19 protein-coding genes are annotated in these 15,978 nt (G+C 55.9%); 16 read left to right on the forward strand and 3 right to left on the reverse strand.

The window, feature by feature from the left end:
* The first annotated feature begins 29 nt into the window (after window positions 1-29).
* Window positions 30-590, forward strand: coding sequence for a hypothetical protein (locus tag ACXJJW_RS01200; RefSeq protein WP_456473890.1), 561 nt, complete (start codon window positions 30-32; stop codon window positions 588-590).
* On the opposite strand, the gene ACXJJW_RS01205 is transcribed toward ACXJJW_RS01200, so the two are convergent.
* The 3 genes from ACXJJW_RS01205 to ACXJJW_RS01215 are packed head-to-tail and all read right to left on the reverse strand — an operon-like array spanning window position 585 to window position 3,509.
* The gene (locus ACXJJW_RS01205) at window positions 585-905 is read right to left on the reverse strand and encodes a thioredoxin family protein (RefSeq protein ID WP_456473891.1); all 321 of its coding nucleotides are present in this window, start codon (window positions 903-905) and stop codon (window positions 585-587) included. The two genes, ACXJJW_RS01200 and ACXJJW_RS01205, sit on opposite strands and share 6 nt — an antisense overlap.
* Window positions 902-3,358, reverse strand: a complete 2,457-nt coding sequence (locus ACXJJW_RS01210) for a heavy metal translocating P-type ATPase (protein ID WP_456473892.1) — start codon at window positions 3,356-3,358, stop codon at window positions 902-904. Before ACXJJW_RS01210 ends, ACXJJW_RS01205 begins: the two co-directional genes overlap by 4 nt.
* Window positions 3,348-3,509, reverse strand: coding sequence for a hypothetical protein (locus tag ACXJJW_RS01215; protein ID WP_456473893.1), 162 nt, complete (start codon window positions 3,507-3,509; stop codon window positions 3,348-3,350). Before ACXJJW_RS01215 ends, ACXJJW_RS01210 begins: the two co-directional genes overlap by 11 nt.
* Window positions 3,510-3,719: 210 nt before the next feature.
* On the opposite strand from ACXJJW_RS01215, the gene ACXJJW_RS01220 reads away from it, so the two are divergent.
* The 15 genes from ACXJJW_RS01220 to ACXJJW_RS01290 form a co-directional block, all read left to right on the forward strand.
* A complete protein-coding gene (locus tag ACXJJW_RS01220) occupies window positions 3,720-4,139 on the forward strand; it encodes a CoA-binding protein (RefSeq protein ID WP_456473894.1) in 420 nt (139 codons plus the stop codon).
* Window positions 4,140-4,189: 50 nt separating this feature from the next.
* Entirely contained in the window at window positions 4,190-5,368 is a 1,179-nt protein-coding gene (gene coaBC, locus ACXJJW_RS01225; RefSeq protein ID WP_456473895.1) for a bifunctional phosphopantothenoylcysteine decarboxylase/phosphopantothenate--cysteine ligase CoaBC, read from the forward strand.
* Window positions 5,362-6,234 (forward strand): pantoate kinase, encoded by an 873-nt coding sequence (locus ACXJJW_RS01230; RefSeq protein WP_456473896.1) that lies wholly within the window; start codon window positions 5,362-5,364, stop codon window positions 6,232-6,234. The genes coaBC and ACXJJW_RS01230 overlap by 7 nt, the downstream gene beginning before the upstream one ends.
* On the forward strand, window positions 6,231-6,818 hold the full coding sequence (locus ACXJJW_RS01235; protein ID WP_456473897.1) for a DUF502 domain-containing protein: 588 nt from the start codon (window positions 6,231-6,233) through the stop codon (window positions 6,816-6,818). Before ACXJJW_RS01230 ends, ACXJJW_RS01235 begins: the two co-directional genes overlap by 4 nt.
* On the forward strand, window positions 6,815-7,561 hold the full coding sequence (locus ACXJJW_RS01240) for a 4-phosphopantoate--beta-alanine ligase (protein WP_456473898.1): 747 nt from the start codon (window positions 6,815-6,817) through the stop codon (window positions 7,559-7,561). Before ACXJJW_RS01235 ends, ACXJJW_RS01240 begins: the two co-directional genes overlap by 4 nt.
* A 41-nt stretch (window positions 7,562-7,602) precedes the next feature.
* Window positions 7,603-9,180 (forward strand): GTP-binding protein, encoded by a 1,578-nt coding sequence (locus ACXJJW_RS01245; protein WP_456473899.1) that lies wholly within the window; start codon window positions 7,603-7,605, stop codon window positions 9,178-9,180.
* A gap of 9 nt (window positions 9,181-9,189) precedes the next feature.
* Entirely contained in the window at window positions 9,190-10,323 is a 1,134-nt protein-coding gene (locus ACXJJW_RS01250; protein ID WP_456473900.1) for a DUF367 family protein, read from the forward strand.
* A gap of 117 nt (window positions 10,324-10,440) precedes the next feature.
* Entirely contained in the window at window positions 10,441-10,998 is a 558-nt protein-coding gene (locus ACXJJW_RS01255; RefSeq protein WP_456473901.1) for an ArsR/SmtB family transcription factor, read from the forward strand.
* Complete coding sequence (locus ACXJJW_RS01260) at window positions 10,995-11,237, forward strand: sulfurtransferase TusA family protein (RefSeq protein WP_456473902.1); 243 nt, start codon at window positions 10,995-10,997, stop codon at window positions 11,235-11,237. Before ACXJJW_RS01255 ends, ACXJJW_RS01260 begins: the two co-directional genes overlap by 4 nt.
* The gene (locus ACXJJW_RS01265; protein ID WP_456473903.1) at window positions 11,234-11,446 is read left to right on the forward strand and encodes a hypothetical protein; all 213 of its coding nucleotides are present in this window, start codon (window positions 11,234-11,236) and stop codon (window positions 11,444-11,446) included. Before ACXJJW_RS01260 ends, ACXJJW_RS01265 begins: the two co-directional genes overlap by 4 nt.
* 10 nt (window positions 11,447-11,456) lie before the next feature.
* Window positions 11,457-13,901: a heavy metal translocating P-type ATPase gene (locus ACXJJW_RS01270; protein WP_456473904.1), complete on the forward strand. Its 2,445-nt coding sequence runs from the start codon at window positions 11,457-11,459 to the stop codon at window positions 13,899-13,901.
* A gap of 24 nt (window positions 13,902-13,925) precedes the next feature.
* Window positions 13,926-14,072 (forward strand): 50S ribosomal protein L40e, encoded by a 147-nt coding sequence (locus ACXJJW_RS01275; protein WP_456473905.1) that lies wholly within the window; start codon window positions 13,926-13,928, stop codon window positions 14,070-14,072.
* Window positions 14,073-14,076: 4 nt separating this feature from the next.
* A complete protein-coding gene (locus ACXJJW_RS01280) occupies window positions 14,077-14,826 on the forward strand; it encodes a phosphoglycerol geranylgeranyltransferase (protein ID WP_456473906.1) in 750 nt (249 codons plus the stop codon).
* 91 nt (window positions 14,827-14,917) lie between these two features.
* Window positions 14,918-15,178: a hypothetical protein gene (locus tag ACXJJW_RS01285; RefSeq protein ID WP_456473907.1), complete on the forward strand. Its 261-nt coding sequence runs from the start codon at window positions 14,918-14,920 to the stop codon at window positions 15,176-15,178.
* Window positions 15,144-15,978: helix-turn-helix domain-containing protein (locus ACXJJW_RS01290; protein ID WP_456473908.1), on the forward strand; the 835-nt coding region annotated here is incomplete at its 3' end. The genes ACXJJW_RS01285 and ACXJJW_RS01290, both read left to right, overlap by 35 nt.

Genomic DNA, 15,978 nt, shown 5'->3' on the forward strand with positions numbered 1-15,978 from the left:
TTAATAAGGCTCGGGCAGAAAAATCTGCAATGATTACAGAAGAAATAGCAAAAAAACTCGCAGAGGAGTTTGTGGAGAATGTCTATGCAGAAACAGGGATTCTCCTGAGTACGGATGACATATCCTTTGAGGTCAGCAGGGACAGAATCACACTGAAGCTCTGGGGCTGTGAGCTCCTGTCCACGGGGTATGCTGAGGATGTCTCTGAGGCTGACCTATCCTTCTGGTTGAGGAGCGAAGACATCGCCGACAGGATTGTTCAAGTCAGGATTTCTGTGCTGGAGGAGAGATTTCTGCCGGTGGTTGAGCAGAGGGTTATAGAGGCACTTATTGCCAGGGGCATTGCGGAGGAGGCTATTGAGCAGCTTGTTTTCTCCATAGAAGATCTGGGCTATGAGCGCAGACACTGGGAAGATGATATAGAGGCTGAGAGGGGTTATCCCACCCTTGCCCTCAGGATTGAAGGCGATAACCCTGAGGTGGAGTTCTGCTACCCCCTTGCCACTGACCTGGAGGAGCCCTTGGATGATTTTGAAGACCTGCTCCGGAGGCTCTGTGAGGATATAAGGGGTACGCAGAATTCTTCATAGTTTCTCCATAACCTCTGTGAACTCCTCCCGTGAGGGCAGCACCTCCAACCTGTCAACCTCCCTCCCAGCCCTGAGAAACACAAAGGTGGGGACGCTTGTTATCTCCAGCCTCTCAGCTAGCCCAGGGTACTTATCCACATCAACGCGTAGGAAGTCTGCCTTCCCGGCATACTCCCTGGCAATCTCCTCGGCGAGGGGTGCAATCTTCCTGCACGGCGGGCAGCCAGGTGAGGAGAACCACACCACCACTGGCCTAGCTGACCCGAGCACCGCTCTGTTGAACTCCTCTTCATCTATGAACCTAAACGGGCTCACGCCTTCGCACCCCTCTTTATCTCCGGTATATAGCCCTTCATGAGCAGGGAGTTGCTCACCACAGAGACAGAGCTAACCGCCATCGCCGCGGCCGCCCACTCAGGTCTAAATACTATGCCGAAGAGGATGTAGCCCAGGCCGGCGGCGACTGGAATTAGCATAGTGTTGTAGAACATCGCCCAGAACAGGTTCTGCTTTATCTTGTTCAGGGTCTTCTTGCTCAGCTGAATCGCCGCCACGACATCGCGCAGGTCATCCTTTATGAGAACTATCTCACCGCTCTCTATGGCAACATCTGTACCCGAGCCTATGGCTATGCCTACATCAGCCTGTGCAAGGGCAGGGGCATCGTTTATGCCATCGCCTACGAAGGCCACAACCTCACCCTTCTCCTGGAGGCGTTTAACCTCATTGGCTTTCTCATGCGGCAGAACCTCAGCAAGCACCACATCGATGCCCAGCTTCCTGGCTATGGCCTCGGCGGTCCTGCGATTGTCGCCGGTTATCATCGCCACCTTCTTTCCCATGCGGTGGAGATATTCAATTGTCTCCAGGGCATGCTCCTTTATCCTGTCTGCCACAGCGACTATGCCCGCAAGTTTTCCGTCCACCACCGCCAGCATGGCGGTCTTCGCCTCGCTCTCAAGCTTCTGAAGATGTTCTTCCACTTCGCTGCCGACCTCTATGCCGTGCTCCTGCATTAGGGTGCGGTTGCCTATTAGCACCTCTTTGCCAGCGACTCTGGCCACGACCCCCTTTCCGGTTATTACCTCGAACTTCTCTGCATCCAGGAGCTCCACTCCTGCTTCTTTTGCATGGTTTACAATCGCCTGAGCAAGGGGATGCTCAGAATTTTTCTCTGCACTTGCGACCATACCTAAAAACTCCTTCTCGGGCATACCGAATACCATCAGGTCAGTTACTTCAGGTTTGCCCCTTGTAAGCGTGCCCGTCTTGTCGAATATGACAGTGGTGACCTTCATCGCCTTCTCCAGCGCCTCGCCGTTGCGTATGAGTATGCCCTGCTCGGCTCCGCGGCCCATCCCCACCGTCAGGGCGGTAGGCGTTGCCAGACCGAAGGCGCACGGGCATGCGATAACCAGCACCGACAGAAGGGATATAAATGCGAAAAGTTCGGGAGGCATTATGTCGACATTTCCAAAGAACCTCCAGTAGATGTAGGAGGTTATGGCTATTGCAAGCACCACAGGTATGAAGTAGGCGACTATCTTATCGGCGAGGCGCTGTATTGGCGGCTTGCTCGCCTGCGCCTCTTCCACCATCTTTATAATCTGGGCGAGAAGTGTATCCTTGCCCACCTTTGTCGCTTTAAATTTGAGTACGCTGTTCTGATTCAGCGTAGCACCAACCACCTCATCACCCGGCTTCTTCAGGTTGGGTATAGGTTCGCCGGTGATCATGGATTCATCCACATAGCTCTCACCCTCTATAACAACGCCGTCCACAGGTATCTTCTCACCGGGCTTGACAACAACGATGTCGCCTACCCCGACCTCCTCCACAGGCACCTGCATCTCCTTGCCGTCCCTTATTACTGTCGCCTCCTTTGCCTGGAGACCTATGAGTTTCTTTATGGCCTCACTTGTCCTTCCCTTTGCTATGGTTTCAAGAAGCCTTCCCAGCATCAGAAAGCTAGCCAGAAGCACCGCAGCTTCGTAGAATATGTACCCTTCGGGAAGGAAGCCAAAGGTTGCCAGTACGCTCGCAACGTAGGCGGCGCCTGTGCCCATGGCATACATCACGTCCATGTTAAGCGTGCGGTGGGTGAGGGAGCGGTAAGCGGCGACGAATATCGGCTTTGCCACGTAGTACATCGCTGGCGTGGCTATTATGAACTGGATGAGCAGAAGGTTGGGAATTGTGCTTACTGGCAGGCCCAGAAGGCCGCCATAGGTGAGCAGGAGAAGCACAGCGCCCAGGCCGAAGCCCACATAAACCCTGTTCCTGAGCTCCTTTATGTACTGTTCTCTGGCCTCGCGCTCGGCGTCAGGGGTTTCCTCCTCTGCCAGGCCCAGGTATTTATAGCCCGTCTCTTCAATCGCCTGCTTTATCTGCGCAGGGCTTACCAGGCTGGCGTCGTAGACCACACGTGCACTCTCTGTACCCAGGTTGACGCTCACCTCCTCAACACCTTCCAGCTTCTTGAGTGCCTTCTCTATCGTTGCAACACACATGGCGCAGGTCATGCCGCCTATCTTCACAATAGCCTCCCTTGTCTCCCTGACAACCCCATAACCTGTCTCTTCAATGGCTTTGGTTATCTGCCCCAGGTCTACCTTCTCGGGGTCGTATCTCACAGTGGCGGTCTCGGTTCCCAGGTTCACCGCCGCCTCCTCAACACCTTCCAGCTTCTTGAGCGCCTTCTCTATCGTCGCCACACACATGGCGCAGGTCATGCCTGTAACTTTTATAGTGACTTCCTTAGTTGCCATTTTTTATCCTCCATTTTCCGTTGCGAAGCGCAGATTCGATCTCCCAGACCTGTGTCCTGCTGAGCCCATACTTTTTGATGAGTTCATCTTCGCTGGTTATGCCGGTGATAAGTTCCATCAAATCACGCAGCTTTAATGTGACTCTCACCATGATGAAATATGAGGCAGGGTTTATAGATAAACCTTTTTGTTTTCAAAAAGTTAATCCATGCATATGATTTATTTTTCATCTGAAAGTTGCCAGGTACATATCCCATAAAATAAAAAATCCTGCCATCAACATTTTCAGAATGAAATTTGATATGGACAACAGAAGAATTAATGAGGTGAAGTTTTAAGGATACCCTCCGGAGGTTATGAGATGAGCGAGCCAGGCGATGATGAAATAAGGGAGCTGCTTCAAAACGCCAGGACGATAGCCGTGGTGGGTTTTTCGACCAACCCCGCCAAGGATGCATATCAGGTGCCCAAAAAGCTCATGGAGCTGGGTTATCGCGTAATTCCGGTGAATCCCTTTGCAGAGGAGATTCTCGGTGAGAGGTGCTACCCCTCGCTCCGCGAAATTCCGCGCGAGGTTAAGGTGGACATAGTGAATGTCTTCCGTCCGGCACAGGAGGTCCCGGATATAGTGGAGCAGGCGATAGAGATTGGCGCCCGTGCGGTGTGGCTTCAGCTGGGCATCACCCATGAGGCTGCTGCGAAGCGCGCCAGGGAGGCAGGGCTGAAGTTTATACAGAACAGGTGCATAAAGGCTGAGCACCTTCGCCTGTTTGGGAAGTGAGCTTGCAGATTTGGGTAAAATATTTAATCTATGCAGCAAAAATTGCATCAATGAGCGAGATACGTGGAACAAAGAGCCGGAGGCTCTGGGATAAGCGCATTGCACTTTGCGTAACCGGAAGCGCCGCTGCAGTAGAGGCGCCCCGCCTTGCGCGGGAGCTTCTCAGGCATGGTGCTGAGGTTAGAGCCTACATGAGTGAGGCGGCGACCAGGATTATTCATCCCTATGCGATGGAGTTTGCCACCCGCGAAAAGCCTGTGACTGAGATTACGGGGGCACTTGAACATCTCGAGGAGTACGACCTGGTCCTCGTGGCCCCCGCCTCTGCGAATACCATCGCAAAGCTCGCTCATGGGATAGGCGATACACCGCCCACCCTCCTGTGCCTGTCCTCGCAGGCAAAGCTCCTGGTCGCGCCAGCGATGCACCTGGCGATGCACCGCAGCGAGGCCGTGAGGGAGAATCTGGAAAAGCTGGCGGGCAGAGGTGTTGCCATTGTTGGGCCCATAATTGAAGAAGGCGCGGCCAAGATGGCGCCTATCAGTGAAATAGCAGATTATGCAATACGCATGCTGGGCGGCGATGAACTCTCGGGCAGGCGGGTGGTGGTAACCGCTGGCGCAACCGAAGAACCCATCGACGAGGTCAGGGTGATAACCAACCGCAGTTCTGGTAAGATGGGGCTTGCCCTGGCAAAGGAGGCATTCTACAGGGGTGCCGAGGTGGATTTAATCACAGGCAGGATGGAGGAGCGCGTGCCCGGGTATATCAACACCACCAAGGCCGTGAGCATAGGTGAGATGCGTGAGGCTGTGGTGGGGAAAGCGAAGGATGCTCACATTTTTATCTCCGCTGCCGCGGTGGGCGACTTCATGGTGGAGGGCGGGTTCAAGGGAAAGCTCGACTCCACGCGGGAGGTGACGCTTCGCCTTAAACCAGCGCCCAAGGTTCTGCACGCGATAAGGGGTGATAAGCTGTTCAAGGTTGCCTTCAAAGCACTCTACAGTGCAACGCAGGAGGAGATGCTCAGCGCCGCGAGGCAGCTTTTAAAGGAGGCGGAGCTCGACCTGGTTGTGGCCAACGACGTTTCCCGCGGCATATTCGGCTCTGAGGAGAATGAGGTAATTATAGTGGATGAAGAGAGCAGCATTTCGCTGCCCCGAATGCCTAAGGAAGAGGTTGCGCGCCGCCTCTTTGACGAGATTGTAAAGAGGCTTGGGGAATGCTAGCAAGAGCTTTTGCTCCAGCGCATATCACCGGCTTTTTTGAGGTTTTTCTCACCGGCGATGCCCTCACCTCCGGCTCCAGAGGTGCTGGGCTGGTGCTCAGCAAGGGCGTGACCACAGAGGTTGAGGTTAGACTCGCGAAGGAGAGCGACATTTATGTTGAGGTGAATCGCGAACAGTGCGAGTGCGAGGTCAGCACTCTCGTGGCGAGGTCTCTGCTTTCAAAGTGCCCCCGCAACTATGAGGTTCGCATTGCGCATGAGCTGGAGGTACCTCAGCGGCAGGGCTTTGGGGCGAGCGGTGCAGGTGCATTGAGCACGGCGATAGCGCTCAACCAGGCGCTCGGGCTAGGGTTAAGCGCAGCGGAGCTGGGAAGGCTTGCACATTGCGCGGAGGTGGAGTGCCGCACCGGCCTGGGAGATGTTGTAGCCCAGCTCAGCGGGGGGTTTGTTGTGCGCACCCGCGCTGGAGCCCCCGGTGCGGGCAAGGTGAAGAAGTTTTACTCCAGCTCAGGTGTTGTGGTCTTTCTGGTGGGAGAGGGAATAGAGACAAAGGGTGTGCTCTCCTCTCAGGCTGCTGTGTCGAAGATAAACCTTGTGGGCAGAGAGTGCGTTGAAGAGCTTCTTAAGGCTCCGAGTTTGCAGCGCTTTGTTTCCATCTCAAAGAAATTCGCCCTTGCGACAGGGCTCGCGAAGGGAGAGGTCAGGCGGGCAATCCTTGAGCTGGAGGAACATGGGGTTGAGGCGGGCATGGCCATGCTGGGCGAGGCAGTGTTTACTGTTTCTGAAAAACCTGATAAGGTCGTTAACCTTCTGGATTATCCCTGTATAACCGCAAGCATAGACAACTGCGGGGCGAGACTGCTATGAAGCTGCTTCAGAGCATAAGGAACACCTTCCTGGCAGGGCTTATCGTATTCATACCCCTGGTGGCGACGATTTATGTGCTGTGGTTCGGGTTTGATTTTCTGGACAGCCTCCTCCGGCCGCTGCTCAAGCGCATACTGGGCATGTACCTGCCAGGCTTTGGCGTCATCGCCACACTTTTGCTGATTTTTGCCCTCGGCGCACTGGCCAGACTGACCCTGGGCAAACGCCTGGTGGCAGCCCTGGAGAGCGCCTTAATGCGCATACCCCTTATCAAGACCGTCTATGCCACGGTGAAGCACGCAAGCAAGGTGCTTATAGACAACAGGACGAAGGGCTTCAAAGGGGTTGTTCTCGTGGAGTACCCCAGGCGGGGGAGCTATGTGATAGGCTTCACCACGGGTGCAAATGTTGAAGAGGTGCAGCAGAAGACGAAGGAGAATGTGATAAATGTGTTTGTGCCCACTGCGCCGAATCCCACCTCTGGTTTTGTGATAATGGTGCCAGAGGAGGAGGTGATACCGCTGGAGATGAGCGTGGAAGAGGGGCTCAAGCTGATAGTTTCAGGAGGCTTTGTGATGAAATGAAGGTGCCTCGCGACCACCCGAGATACAGCTCTCTGCTCCAGAGGGAGAAGCTCGCCAGGGGATATGAGCAGGGGATTACAATAATAGAAGGGCTTATCGCCCACGGCAGGGGCGAGGCTTTTGACTACCTTATAGGCGAGACCACAGCACCGCCCGCGAGGGAGGCGATTCGTGCAGCCGCAGCAGCGCTGCTGCTCGCCTCTTCGCCGGTTATATCGGTGAATGGCAACACTGCCGCACTCTGTGCTGAGGAGCTTGTGAGGCTAGCGAAGGCTGCGAATGCAAAGCTTGAGGTGAACCTCTTCTACCGTTCGCAGGAGAGGGCGCGCAGAATAGCGGCGCAGTTGAAGCGCGCAGGCGCTGAGGAGGTCCTGGGTGTGGAGCCCGAGGCTGAGATACCAGAGCTAAGCAGCGAGAGGCGGCTTGTCTCGGGCAGGGGCATCTACGCAGCGGACGCTGTGCTCCTTGCAATAGAGGATGGGGATCGCACTGAGGCGCTGGTTGACATGGGAAAGAAGGTTATAGCCATAGACCTCAACCCCCTCTCCAGGACGGCGAGGAGGGCGAGCATTACCATAGTGGACGAGGTCACGCGGGCGCTGCCGCTGCTTATTAAGGATGTGGAGGAGCTGAGCAGGCAGAGCAGAGGGCAGCTCGCGAGGCTTGCGGAATTCGACAACAGCGCAAATTTAAAGGCGATGCTTCACCACATTGTGCAGCGCCTCACTGATATGGAGCCTTAGCAGGGGCTTTTTATAAACGTTATTTATCTTGTAGAGAGAAAATGAATGAACTTCAGGTGCTCGCGGCGAAGGGCGAGGGAGGCAATGTGGAGTTTAAGGAGTACCTCTCGCGCAAGGTGCACCTTTCGCGGGACAGGAGGCAGAGCCTGGCCTCGCAGCTCAAGTACAGGGCAAACAACGGCTCTGGCAGGGCTGTCTATCTCCTTGGTGTTAAGGACTCCGGCGAGGTTGTGGGGATAGCGCGGGAGCTGCTGGAAGAGAGCCTTGAGGTTCTCGCTGAAATAGCCCGCGATGTTGGTTTTGTTATAACAGATAAGAAGGTTTACGGCGGGGACTCGCACTTTGCTGCGATGGTTACGCTGGAGCGCGCCCGTCTGGAAAAGGAGCACCTGCTCATAGCCACCGCCGGGCATGTGGACCACGGCAAGTCCACGCTTGTGGGCACCCTGGTATCGGGCGAGCTTGACGATGGCTCCGGTAAGACCAGGTGCTACCTGGATACGCAGAAGCACGAGATTGAGCGCGGGTTGAGTGCAGACCTGAGCTATGCGGTCTACGGCTTTACCAGCGGGGGTGAGGTTATCCGCCTCAGAAATCCGCTGAGCAGGGAAGAGCGCGCCCGCGTTGTAGCCAGCGCCTCAAAGCTTGTTTCTTTTGTGGATACTGTCGGCCACGAGCCCTGGCTTCGCACCACTATTCGCGGAATAGTGGGGCAGAAGCTGGATTACGGGATGCTGGTAATTGCCGCCGACGATGGCATAACCCACATAACCAAGGAGCACCTGGGTATAATGCTCGCCATGGATTTGCCTGTGATTATCGCCATAACAAAGGTCGACAGGGCAGGGGAGCTCAGTAAACTTCAGAGTGAGATTACATCGCTTCTCGCCCTGGTAGGCAGGGTTCCGAAGTTTCTCTCCTCCCCTCGAGATATAGCAGCACTGGGCAACTTCTGGGAGACAAAGGTGCTTGTGCCGGTGGTTGTCACCTCCGCCAGGACGGGTGAGGGGCTTGAGCTTCTGGACAGGCTCTTCTACCACCTTCCAAAGCGGGCAACACAGCTTGAGCGCGAGGCGGAGTTCATGATGTATATCGACAAGATCTACAGCGTCGCCGGCGTGGGCACAGTGGTAAGCGGGAGTGTTAAGAGCGGGGTTATCAAGCGCGGGCAGACGCTCTACCTGGGCCCGGACAGTAAGGGAGAGTTCCAGGAGGTGAAGGGCTCCTCAATTGAGATGCATCACTACAGCGTTGAGAGTGCAGAGGTGGGGGAGGTTGTGGGAATAGCGATAAAGGGTGCCAAGCTCAAGCCGAGGAGGGGCATGGTTCTGACCTCGAGGCGAGGGCTGCGGGCAGTGAGAAGCTTTCTCGCAGAGGTTGTGGTGCTGAACCACCCCACCAGAATTGCGCGAGGTTATGAGCCGGTGATCCACCTTGAGACCATCTACGAGGCGGTTGTGCTGGAGCCGGTAAATAGAGAATTCCTTGCTGCGGGGGACAGGGGAAGGGTGAAGGTGAGTTTCAAGTACGCTCCGCATTTCGTGGAGCGGGGACAGCGCTTTGTTTTCCGCGAGGGGAGGAGCAAGGGCATAGGCGTTGTGACAGAGGTTGTGGCGTAGGTGCGGGAGATGAAGCTTGTGGTCTACCACGCTAACCAGTGCTCGCCAAAGAAGTGCACAGCTTTAAAGCTCTCGCGATTTTCGCTGGTGAAACTGGTCCGCTCGGTGAGGGCTGTGCCCCGGGGCGCGGTTGTACTCAACCCCTTTGCCCCGAAGCTTCTCTCGCGGGAGGACTCCAGAGCCACAGCTCTGGCGGCGCTGGACTGCTCCTGGAAGCGCGCCCGCGAAACCTTTCGTAGCCTGCGCTTTGCAAGGCACCGCTCCCTGCCCCTGCTGGTGGCAGCGAACCCCGTGAACTACGGCAAGGTGGCGAAGCTGAGCACTGTTGAAGCCCTGGCTACTGCGCTTTACATCCTGGGCGAGAAGGAGCACGCTAAGAAGCTGCTTTCAAAGTTCAGGTGGGGCCACAGCTTCCTTGAGCTCAACCATAGCCTGCTTGAGGATTATTCCCGCGCCGGGAGCAGGGAGGCGCTTCTGGAGGTTCAGCGGGATTATTTCGGGCCGCCGGAGGAGAATATCCAGGTCTTCGAGGAGCTTGCTGTGGAGTATGATTCCTGGTTTGAGAGGCATCCCCATGCCTACGAGTCGGAGGTTCTTGCGTTGAGAAGGTTCATCCCGAAAGGGGGTAGGGGCCTGGAGGTGGGCGTGGGCACAGGGAGATTCGCCTCCCGGTTGGGTGTTAAAGTTGGTGTGGAGCCGGCTAAGGCGATGGCGGCTATAGCACGAAAACGCGGTATAGAGGTGTATGAGGCAAGAGCAGAGGAACTCCCCTTTGCCAGCGCATCCTTCGATTTTGTGCTTATGGTAACCACGCTGTGCTTCCTCCAGAATCCCACACAGGCGCTTCGGGAGGCGAGGAGGGTTTTAAGGCGTGGAGGGCGCATTATAATAGGGATGATCGACAGAGATAGCCCCCTTGGCAGGAGGTATGAGTCAGAGCAGGGAAGCAGGTTTTATCGATATGCGAGGTTTTACTCTGTGGAGCAGGTTCTGGACTGGCTCAGGGAGTTAAAATTCGGCAACTTCAAAATCTGCCAGACACTCTTCAGGGCGCCGGAGGAAATCGCCGAAGTCGAGCCGGTTAAGGAGGGCTATGGAGAGGGGGGTTTTGTTGTAATCTCTGCGCAGAAGGTTGCCGATTGAGAGGTTGGCTATTCGCCGACCAGTGCCGCAGAGGGTTCTGAGAATATCTCAAACATCTACAAAACTCTTCCAACAATTACAATATTTTTCGTAACGGTAGTATTTATATTCTATGCCATGAGCGAAATCTTCAGGCGGGAGGTTGGCCGCAGGACGCTTCTGGTAACAGATGCAAAGAAGGCCAAGGCGATAGGTGACCCTGTAAGGGCGGCGATACTCCAGATACTCTCAGAGAAGGAGGCTTCCATAGCTGAGATAAAGGCTGAGCTGGAAAGGCAGGGCATAAGCATAGCCCCCACCACTGTGCGCCACCATGTGGACATCCTCAAAAAAGCTGGTTTAATACAGCTCACCAGGCTGGTTGATTCCCGCGGCGGGGTGCTTAAGTACTATGCCTCAACTGTGCGGGTGATGCAGCACACAGCACCGGAAAATTTCGACGAAGTGCTGGGCGGGGCTGTGGCAGAGGCAGGCGAGGAGGTGCTCAAAATCTTCAGGAAGATGCTCAAAAGGCACAGAGGCGAGATTGTATCCATGGCAAAATCCCTTAAGCCCTGTCCCTACTGCAGCGATGAGCATTTTCTGGAGTATGTCCTCGTGGAGGTGCTCAACAGGGCCATGGCAGAAGCTACCCAGAGCAGGGAATTTAAGGCCATGCTTGGTGGTGAAGAATGAAGCTGAGTCGGCGGGAAGACGGAACCATTGTGGGGGATTTTCAGGGGCTGGATGGCGCTCGCCTGCAGCTCACAGTGAAAAACTTCTTCGGGAAGCTTAAGCACGGCGACACGGCGGAGATTGTTATGGACGACCCCGATACCCATGAGCCAGTTCTTATGGCACTTCGTGAATGGGGCTTTGAGATACTTCAGGATACGCTCAATGCCGGGACTTTCAGGATAAGGGTTAGAAGATGAGGCCGGAAATCAACGCCAGGGCAAGGGTATACGAGGTGATTAAGCGCTACCCTGAGACCACTGATTACTTCCTGGGGCTGGGGCTGTGCGGCTGCTGCTTTGGCGAGGCCCCGGGGAAGCGCGGTGCTGAGCTTACCCTCGCGGATGTGGCCAGAGAGAAGAACATCGACCTGGAAAAGCTCCTGGAGGAGCTGAACAGGCGAATCTGAGGCGAGGGCGATGAAGAAACTCCAGCTCAAGGTGGGTGGTATCTTCTGCTCCTTCTGCGCCGAAACCATAAAAAAAGCTTTCAGCAGGATGGAGGGGATAGGGGAGGTGAAGGTGAGCCTTGCCCATGAGGAGGTGCTCATCCGCTACAACCCTGAGAAGGTTGCAGAGACAGAGCTCAGGCAGACGATGCGCCAGCTAGGCTACACCCTCATGGACCCGCGGAAGGTTCGCAGCTATGAGGAGGAAGAGACTGAGCTGCTCAGGGAGAGACGAAGGCTGCTTATCGCCACCTTCTTTGCCCTGCTTGCAGCGCTGCTCATGCTCAGCATGTGGCTGGGCATTCGCAGGGAGTGGTTTCCCTATGCGATGCTTGCGCTGGCGCTGGCAAATGTCTTCGGCCCGGGAGGGTACATACTGAAGATGGCTGTGCAGTCTCTCCGGAGGGGCATACTAAACCAGCACGTTTTGCTGGAGCTGGCTGCCTTCTCGGGCATAGTCGGCGGGGTGGCTGGCTTCTTCATAGCTGGTTTTCCCATCGCAGACTTTTTTGGCGTTGCGGTGTTCGTCACCACCTACCACATCCTCTCTGGCTACACCTCCCTGCTTGTGCGCACCAGGGCGAGCCAGGCGGTGCGCAGGCTTCTCGCTCTCCAGCCTCTCACAGCGAGGGTGCTGCGCTCTGGCAGGGAAGAGGAGGTGCCTATTGAGGAGGTGGAGAAAGGCGACCTCGTAAGGGTGCGCCCTGGAGAGCACATCCCTGTGGATGGCGAAGTTGTGAGGGGCGCGTCGAGTGTGGACGAGAGCCTTGTAACAGGCGAATCACTGCCGGTGGAGAAGCTTGCCGGCGACGAGGTTATCGGCGGCTCAGTCAATCTCACCGGAACACTGGTTGTGCGGGTAATGCGCATTGGCGAGGAGAGCTTTCTACAGCAGGTGGCGCGTTATATTGAGGAGGCTCGCGCCTTGAAGCCTGGTATAATCCAGCTGGTGGACAGGATTTTAAGGTACTATGTGCCTGGGGTGCTGGCCTTTGCGCTTTTCGGCTTTGTGGTCTGGACTCTGGGCGGGTGGCTTGCTACGGGTGAGGCGAACTTCAGGCGAGGGATATATGCCGCCCTCGCGGTGCTGGTGATGGGCTATCCCTGCGCCCTGGGCATGGCAACGCCTCTCGCCATGATACGCGGCAGTGGGATGGCTGCTGAGAAGGGCATCCTCCTGCGCTCAGTTCATGCCTTTCAGGCACTGAAGGATGTAAGGGTGGTGGTGCTGGACAAAACAGGCACAATCACCAAGGGCAGGCCTGAGGTGGTCAAAGTTCTGGCTACCGGCGGGGCTGATGTAAGGGAGGTTCTCATGCTAGCGGCCTCTGCAGAGGCGGCCTCGGAACACCCCCTCGCAAGGGCGATTGTGGAGCATGCTCAGGCGCTGGGCATTGCCCTGAGCGAGGCCGATGATTTTAGAGCTGTACCCGGGAGGGGTATTCATGCAGGTGTCGGCGGTAATAGGGTTCTGGTGGGCAGCCTGCGATTCCTTGAGGAGGAGGGTTTGAAGCTAAGCAAAGGATATGAGCATGCCAGAGCTCTCGAGGCGCAGGGAAATACAGTAGTCGCCGTCGCCGCTGAAGGCGAACTTCTGGGCCTAATCGCCATCGCCGATGCACTGAAGGAGGATGCTGCGCATGCAATTCAGCAGATGAGGGACTCGGGCATGGAGCCGGTGATGATTACAGGTGATAACCGGCGCACAGCCCTCGCTGTGGCGCAGCGGGTGGGCATCACCGAGGTTTTTGCAGAGGTGCTGCCCCAGGAAAAGGCTGAGCATGTGCGCGCACTTCAGGAGCAGGGCAGCCGCGTGGCCATGGTGGGCGACGGTATCAACGACGCTCCGGCGCTGATGCAGGCGGACGTGGGCATAGCCATAGGCACCGGCACTGACATAGCTATAGAGTCGGCGGATGTTATCATAGTGGGTGAGAGGCTGGGGGCGGTTGTTGAGGCCTACCACATTGCAGCCAACTCCTACTCCAAGACGGTGCAGAACCTCGCCATAGCATTCGGTTTCAACGGCATAGGCGTGCCGGCAGCAGTCACGGGTATGGTGCATCCGGTGTGGGCCATGTTCGCGATGCTCGCTAGTGTTAGCACTGTGCTTATCAACTCCTTTGCGGGCAGGCTTCTCCCAAGAAAAAAGGTTAAAATAGGAGAAGGGAGGCGGAGGATAACCCTCTATGTGCCCGAGATGCACTGCGAAGGGTGTGTGAGCACAATTCGAAGTGCGCTGGAGAAGAGATTCAATGGAGTGGAGGTTGAGGCGGACCTGGAGAGGCATGTGCTGGATGTGACCCTCCACAGCAGGGATGCTACCGCAGAGGAAGTTAATAAAATCCTCGCCGAAGCGGGCTTTAGGCCTTACATTTCGGAAAACCTTTATAAGGGGAAAAGCACAAGGGTGTAGAGTTACTTTTATGGAGGTTCAATCATGGCGAGGTTTCCTGAGGCAGAGCGAAGGCTCTTCAGGGTAAAGATATGCAGAAAGTGTAAGGCGAGAAATGCCTGGCTTGCACGCAAGTGCAGAAAGTGCGGCTCAAAGGAGCTGCGTCCCAAGCGCAAGGAAGCTAAGGGCTGAACAAATGAAGGTGCTTAGCTACATCGCAGAGCTTGTGGAAGAGAAGAAGGCGCACTTCACCCTTATAGACCCGGATAAACAGAGCCCTGAGAAGGCAGGGGAGATAGCCGCCCTCGCGCTGAGCGCTGGAACCGATGCGATAATGGTCGGCGGGAGCGCGGGCATAGACCAGTATATTCTTGACGAGAGTGTTAAGGCGGTGAAGCAGGTTGCCGGGTCAAAGCCGGTGATACTCTTTCCGGGGGATGTCTCGGGTGTTTCGAGGCATGCAGATGCCATATTCTTCATGAGTCTGCTCAATTCCCGGAACCCCTACTACATAACAGGGGCCCAGGCGGTTGGAGCGCTCGCAGTGAGGCGTGCGGGCCTGGAACCTCTGTCAATGGGCTACATAATCGTCGAGCCAGGTGGTGCCGTCGGCTGGGTTGGCGACGCCCGTGCGATTCCGCGCTCAAAGCCAATGCTTGCGGCGAGCTATGCGCTGGCGGCGCAGTACATGGGGATGAGGCTGGTTTACCTTGAGGCTGGCTCAGGGGCAGATATGCCAGTGCCCGAGGAGATGATTACCGCAGTAAGGCGCATGGTGGAGATTCCTGTGATTGTAGGCGGGGGGATAAGGAGCGGCGACGACGCCTACCGTGCTGCCAGGGCGGGTGCTGACATAATTGTCACCGGCACAGCGGTTGAAAACACGGGGGATGTGGAAGCCAAGGTTAGGGAGTTTGTGGAGGCGATTGCGAGGGCCGGGAGGTAGTATAGGAATGCCTGCCTCAGACCTTCTGATTGCGCTACCCTCACAGGCATGAGGAAGCTTTATATAGCATTTAGATAAACTCTGCAATGCTATGGATGCACGCGTGGTTTTCGGGATTGGAGTTGCTCTGATAATATTTGCCATGTACTTCCTTGAGAAGGAGATAAAGAGGAAGGAGATTTTCTGGCTCTTCTCTGGTCTGGGCGTGCTGTTCGGAATAATTTCTGTTTACACCGTCGCCGCCAATAAGCAGAATTTTGATTACTACATCGCGATGGCTGTGCTCTTTGTGCTTATTGCGGTGCTGTATTTTGAGGATGAAGAGGTACCAAAAAGGGCTGAGCAGGGATAGCATGGAGCTTAGCAAAAATGAAAAACTGGTTCTCAGGGCACTTGAAAAGCTGGGCAGTGCCTCGCCGGAGAAGATAGCAGAGCAGACAGGGCTCAACCAGAGCGCTGTTAACCGTGCCCTGTACTGGCTTGTGCGCAAGGGTCTGGTGGAAGTAAAGGAAAGGGTGGATGAGATTGCAGCCCTTGACGAGGAGGGCGAGCTTTACGCCGCAAAGGGCTTACCCGAGCGCAGGGCTCTTGAGTATCTTCGCAGCAGGGGCGGTGAGGCTGAGATTTCAGAGCTCAGTAAGGTGCTGGAGAAGGAAGAGGTGAACATAGCCCTGGGCTGGCTCAGGAGGAAGGGGCTGGCGAACATAGCGAAGGGCAGGCTGGTGCTCACCGAGAAGGGGAAGAAAGGCGAAAAGGGCGAGGATGAGAGGCTTCTGGAGAGGCTCACTCAGGGCGAGGTAATGCTGAGCCAGCTCTCGGAGGAGGAGCGCAAAGCCCTTGAGCTTTTGAAGGGCAGGCAGCATGTGGTTAAGGTGGGAGAGAAGAGCTTCAGGGAGGCGAAGTTCACACCCAGCGGAGAGGCACTGGTCTCCAGAGGTATAGAGATAGCCGAGGAGATATCCCAGCTCACACCCGAGATTATAAAGACGCGGGCGTGGGAGAGCAAGAAGCTGCGCCGCTACGACGTAACCCTGCCCGCGCCTGAGCTCACGCCTGCGAAGCTGCATCCCCTCAGGATAATAATCGATGAGATTCGTTCCATCTTTCTGCAGATGGGCTTTAAGGAAATCTCGGGGCCGCTGGTGGAGTCGG

The sequence above is a fragment of the Candidatus Pyrohabitans sp. genome (assembly GCF_054014795.1).

What these genes read in the sequence shown, in the direction of transcription:
- ACXJJW_RS01220 (WP_456473894.1), top strand. Translation starts at nt 3,720, where the DNA reads ATGAGCGAGCCAGGCGATGATGAAATAAGGGAGCTGCTTCAAAACGCC.
- ACXJJW_RS01285 (WP_456473907.1), top strand. Translation starts at nt 14,918, where the DNA reads ATGGATGCACGCGTGGTTTTCGGGATTGGAGTTGCTCTGATAATATTT.
- ACXJJW_RS01245 (WP_456473899.1), top strand. Translation starts at nt 7,603, where the DNA reads ATGAATGAACTTCAGGTGCTCGCGGCGAAGGGCGAGGGAGGCAATGTG.
- ACXJJW_RS01240 (WP_456473898.1), top strand. Translation starts at nt 6,815, where the DNA reads ATGAAGGTGCCTCGCGACCACCCGAGATACAGCTCTCTGCTCCAGAGG.
- ACXJJW_RS01210 (WP_456473892.1), bottom strand. Translation starts at nt 3,358, where the DNA reads ATGGCAACTAAGGAAGTCACTATAAAAGTTACAGGCATGACCTGCGCC.
- ACXJJW_RS01275 (WP_456473905.1), top strand. Translation starts at nt 13,926, where the DNA reads ATGGCGAGGTTTCCTGAGGCAGAGCGAAGGCTCTTCAGGGTAAAGATA.
- ACXJJW_RS01260 (WP_456473902.1), top strand. Translation starts at nt 10,995, where the DNA reads ATGAAGCTGAGTCGGCGGGAAGACGGAACCATTGTGGGGGATTTTCAG.
- ACXJJW_RS01230 (WP_456473896.1), top strand. Translation starts at nt 5,362, where the DNA reads ATGCTAGCAAGAGCTTTTGCTCCAGCGCATATCACCGGCTTTTTTGAG.
- ACXJJW_RS01200 (WP_456473890.1), top strand. Translation starts at nt 30, where the DNA reads ATGATTACAGAAGAAATAGCAAAAAAACTCGCAGAGGAGTTTGTGGAG.
- ACXJJW_RS01235 (WP_456473897.1), top strand. Translation starts at nt 6,231, where the DNA reads ATGAAGCTGCTTCAGAGCATAAGGAACACCTTCCTGGCAGGGCTTATC.
- ACXJJW_RS01280 (WP_456473906.1), top strand. Translation starts at nt 14,077, where the DNA reads ATGAAGGTGCTTAGCTACATCGCAGAGCTTGTGGAAGAGAAGAAGGCG.
- ACXJJW_RS01265 (WP_456473903.1), top strand. Translation starts at nt 11,234, where the DNA reads ATGAGGCCGGAAATCAACGCCAGGGCAAGGGTATACGAGGTGATTAAG.
- ACXJJW_RS01250 (WP_456473900.1), top strand. Translation starts at nt 9,190, where the DNA reads ATGAAGCTTGTGGTCTACCACGCTAACCAGTGCTCGCCAAAGAAGTGC.
- ACXJJW_RS01255 (WP_456473901.1), top strand. Translation starts at nt 10,441, where the DNA reads ATGAGCGAAATCTTCAGGCGGGAGGTTGGCCGCAGGACGCTTCTGGTA.
- coaBC (WP_456473895.1), top strand. Translation starts at nt 4,190, where the DNA reads ATGAGCGAGATACGTGGAACAAAGAGCCGGAGGCTCTGGGATAAGCGC.
- ACXJJW_RS01215 (WP_456473893.1), bottom strand. Translation starts at nt 3,509, where the DNA reads ATGGTGAGAGTCACATTAAAGCTGCGTGATTTGATGGAACTTATCACC.
- ACXJJW_RS01270 (WP_456473904.1), top strand. Translation starts at nt 11,457, where the DNA reads ATGAAGAAACTCCAGCTCAAGGTGGGTGGTATCTTCTGCTCCTTCTGC.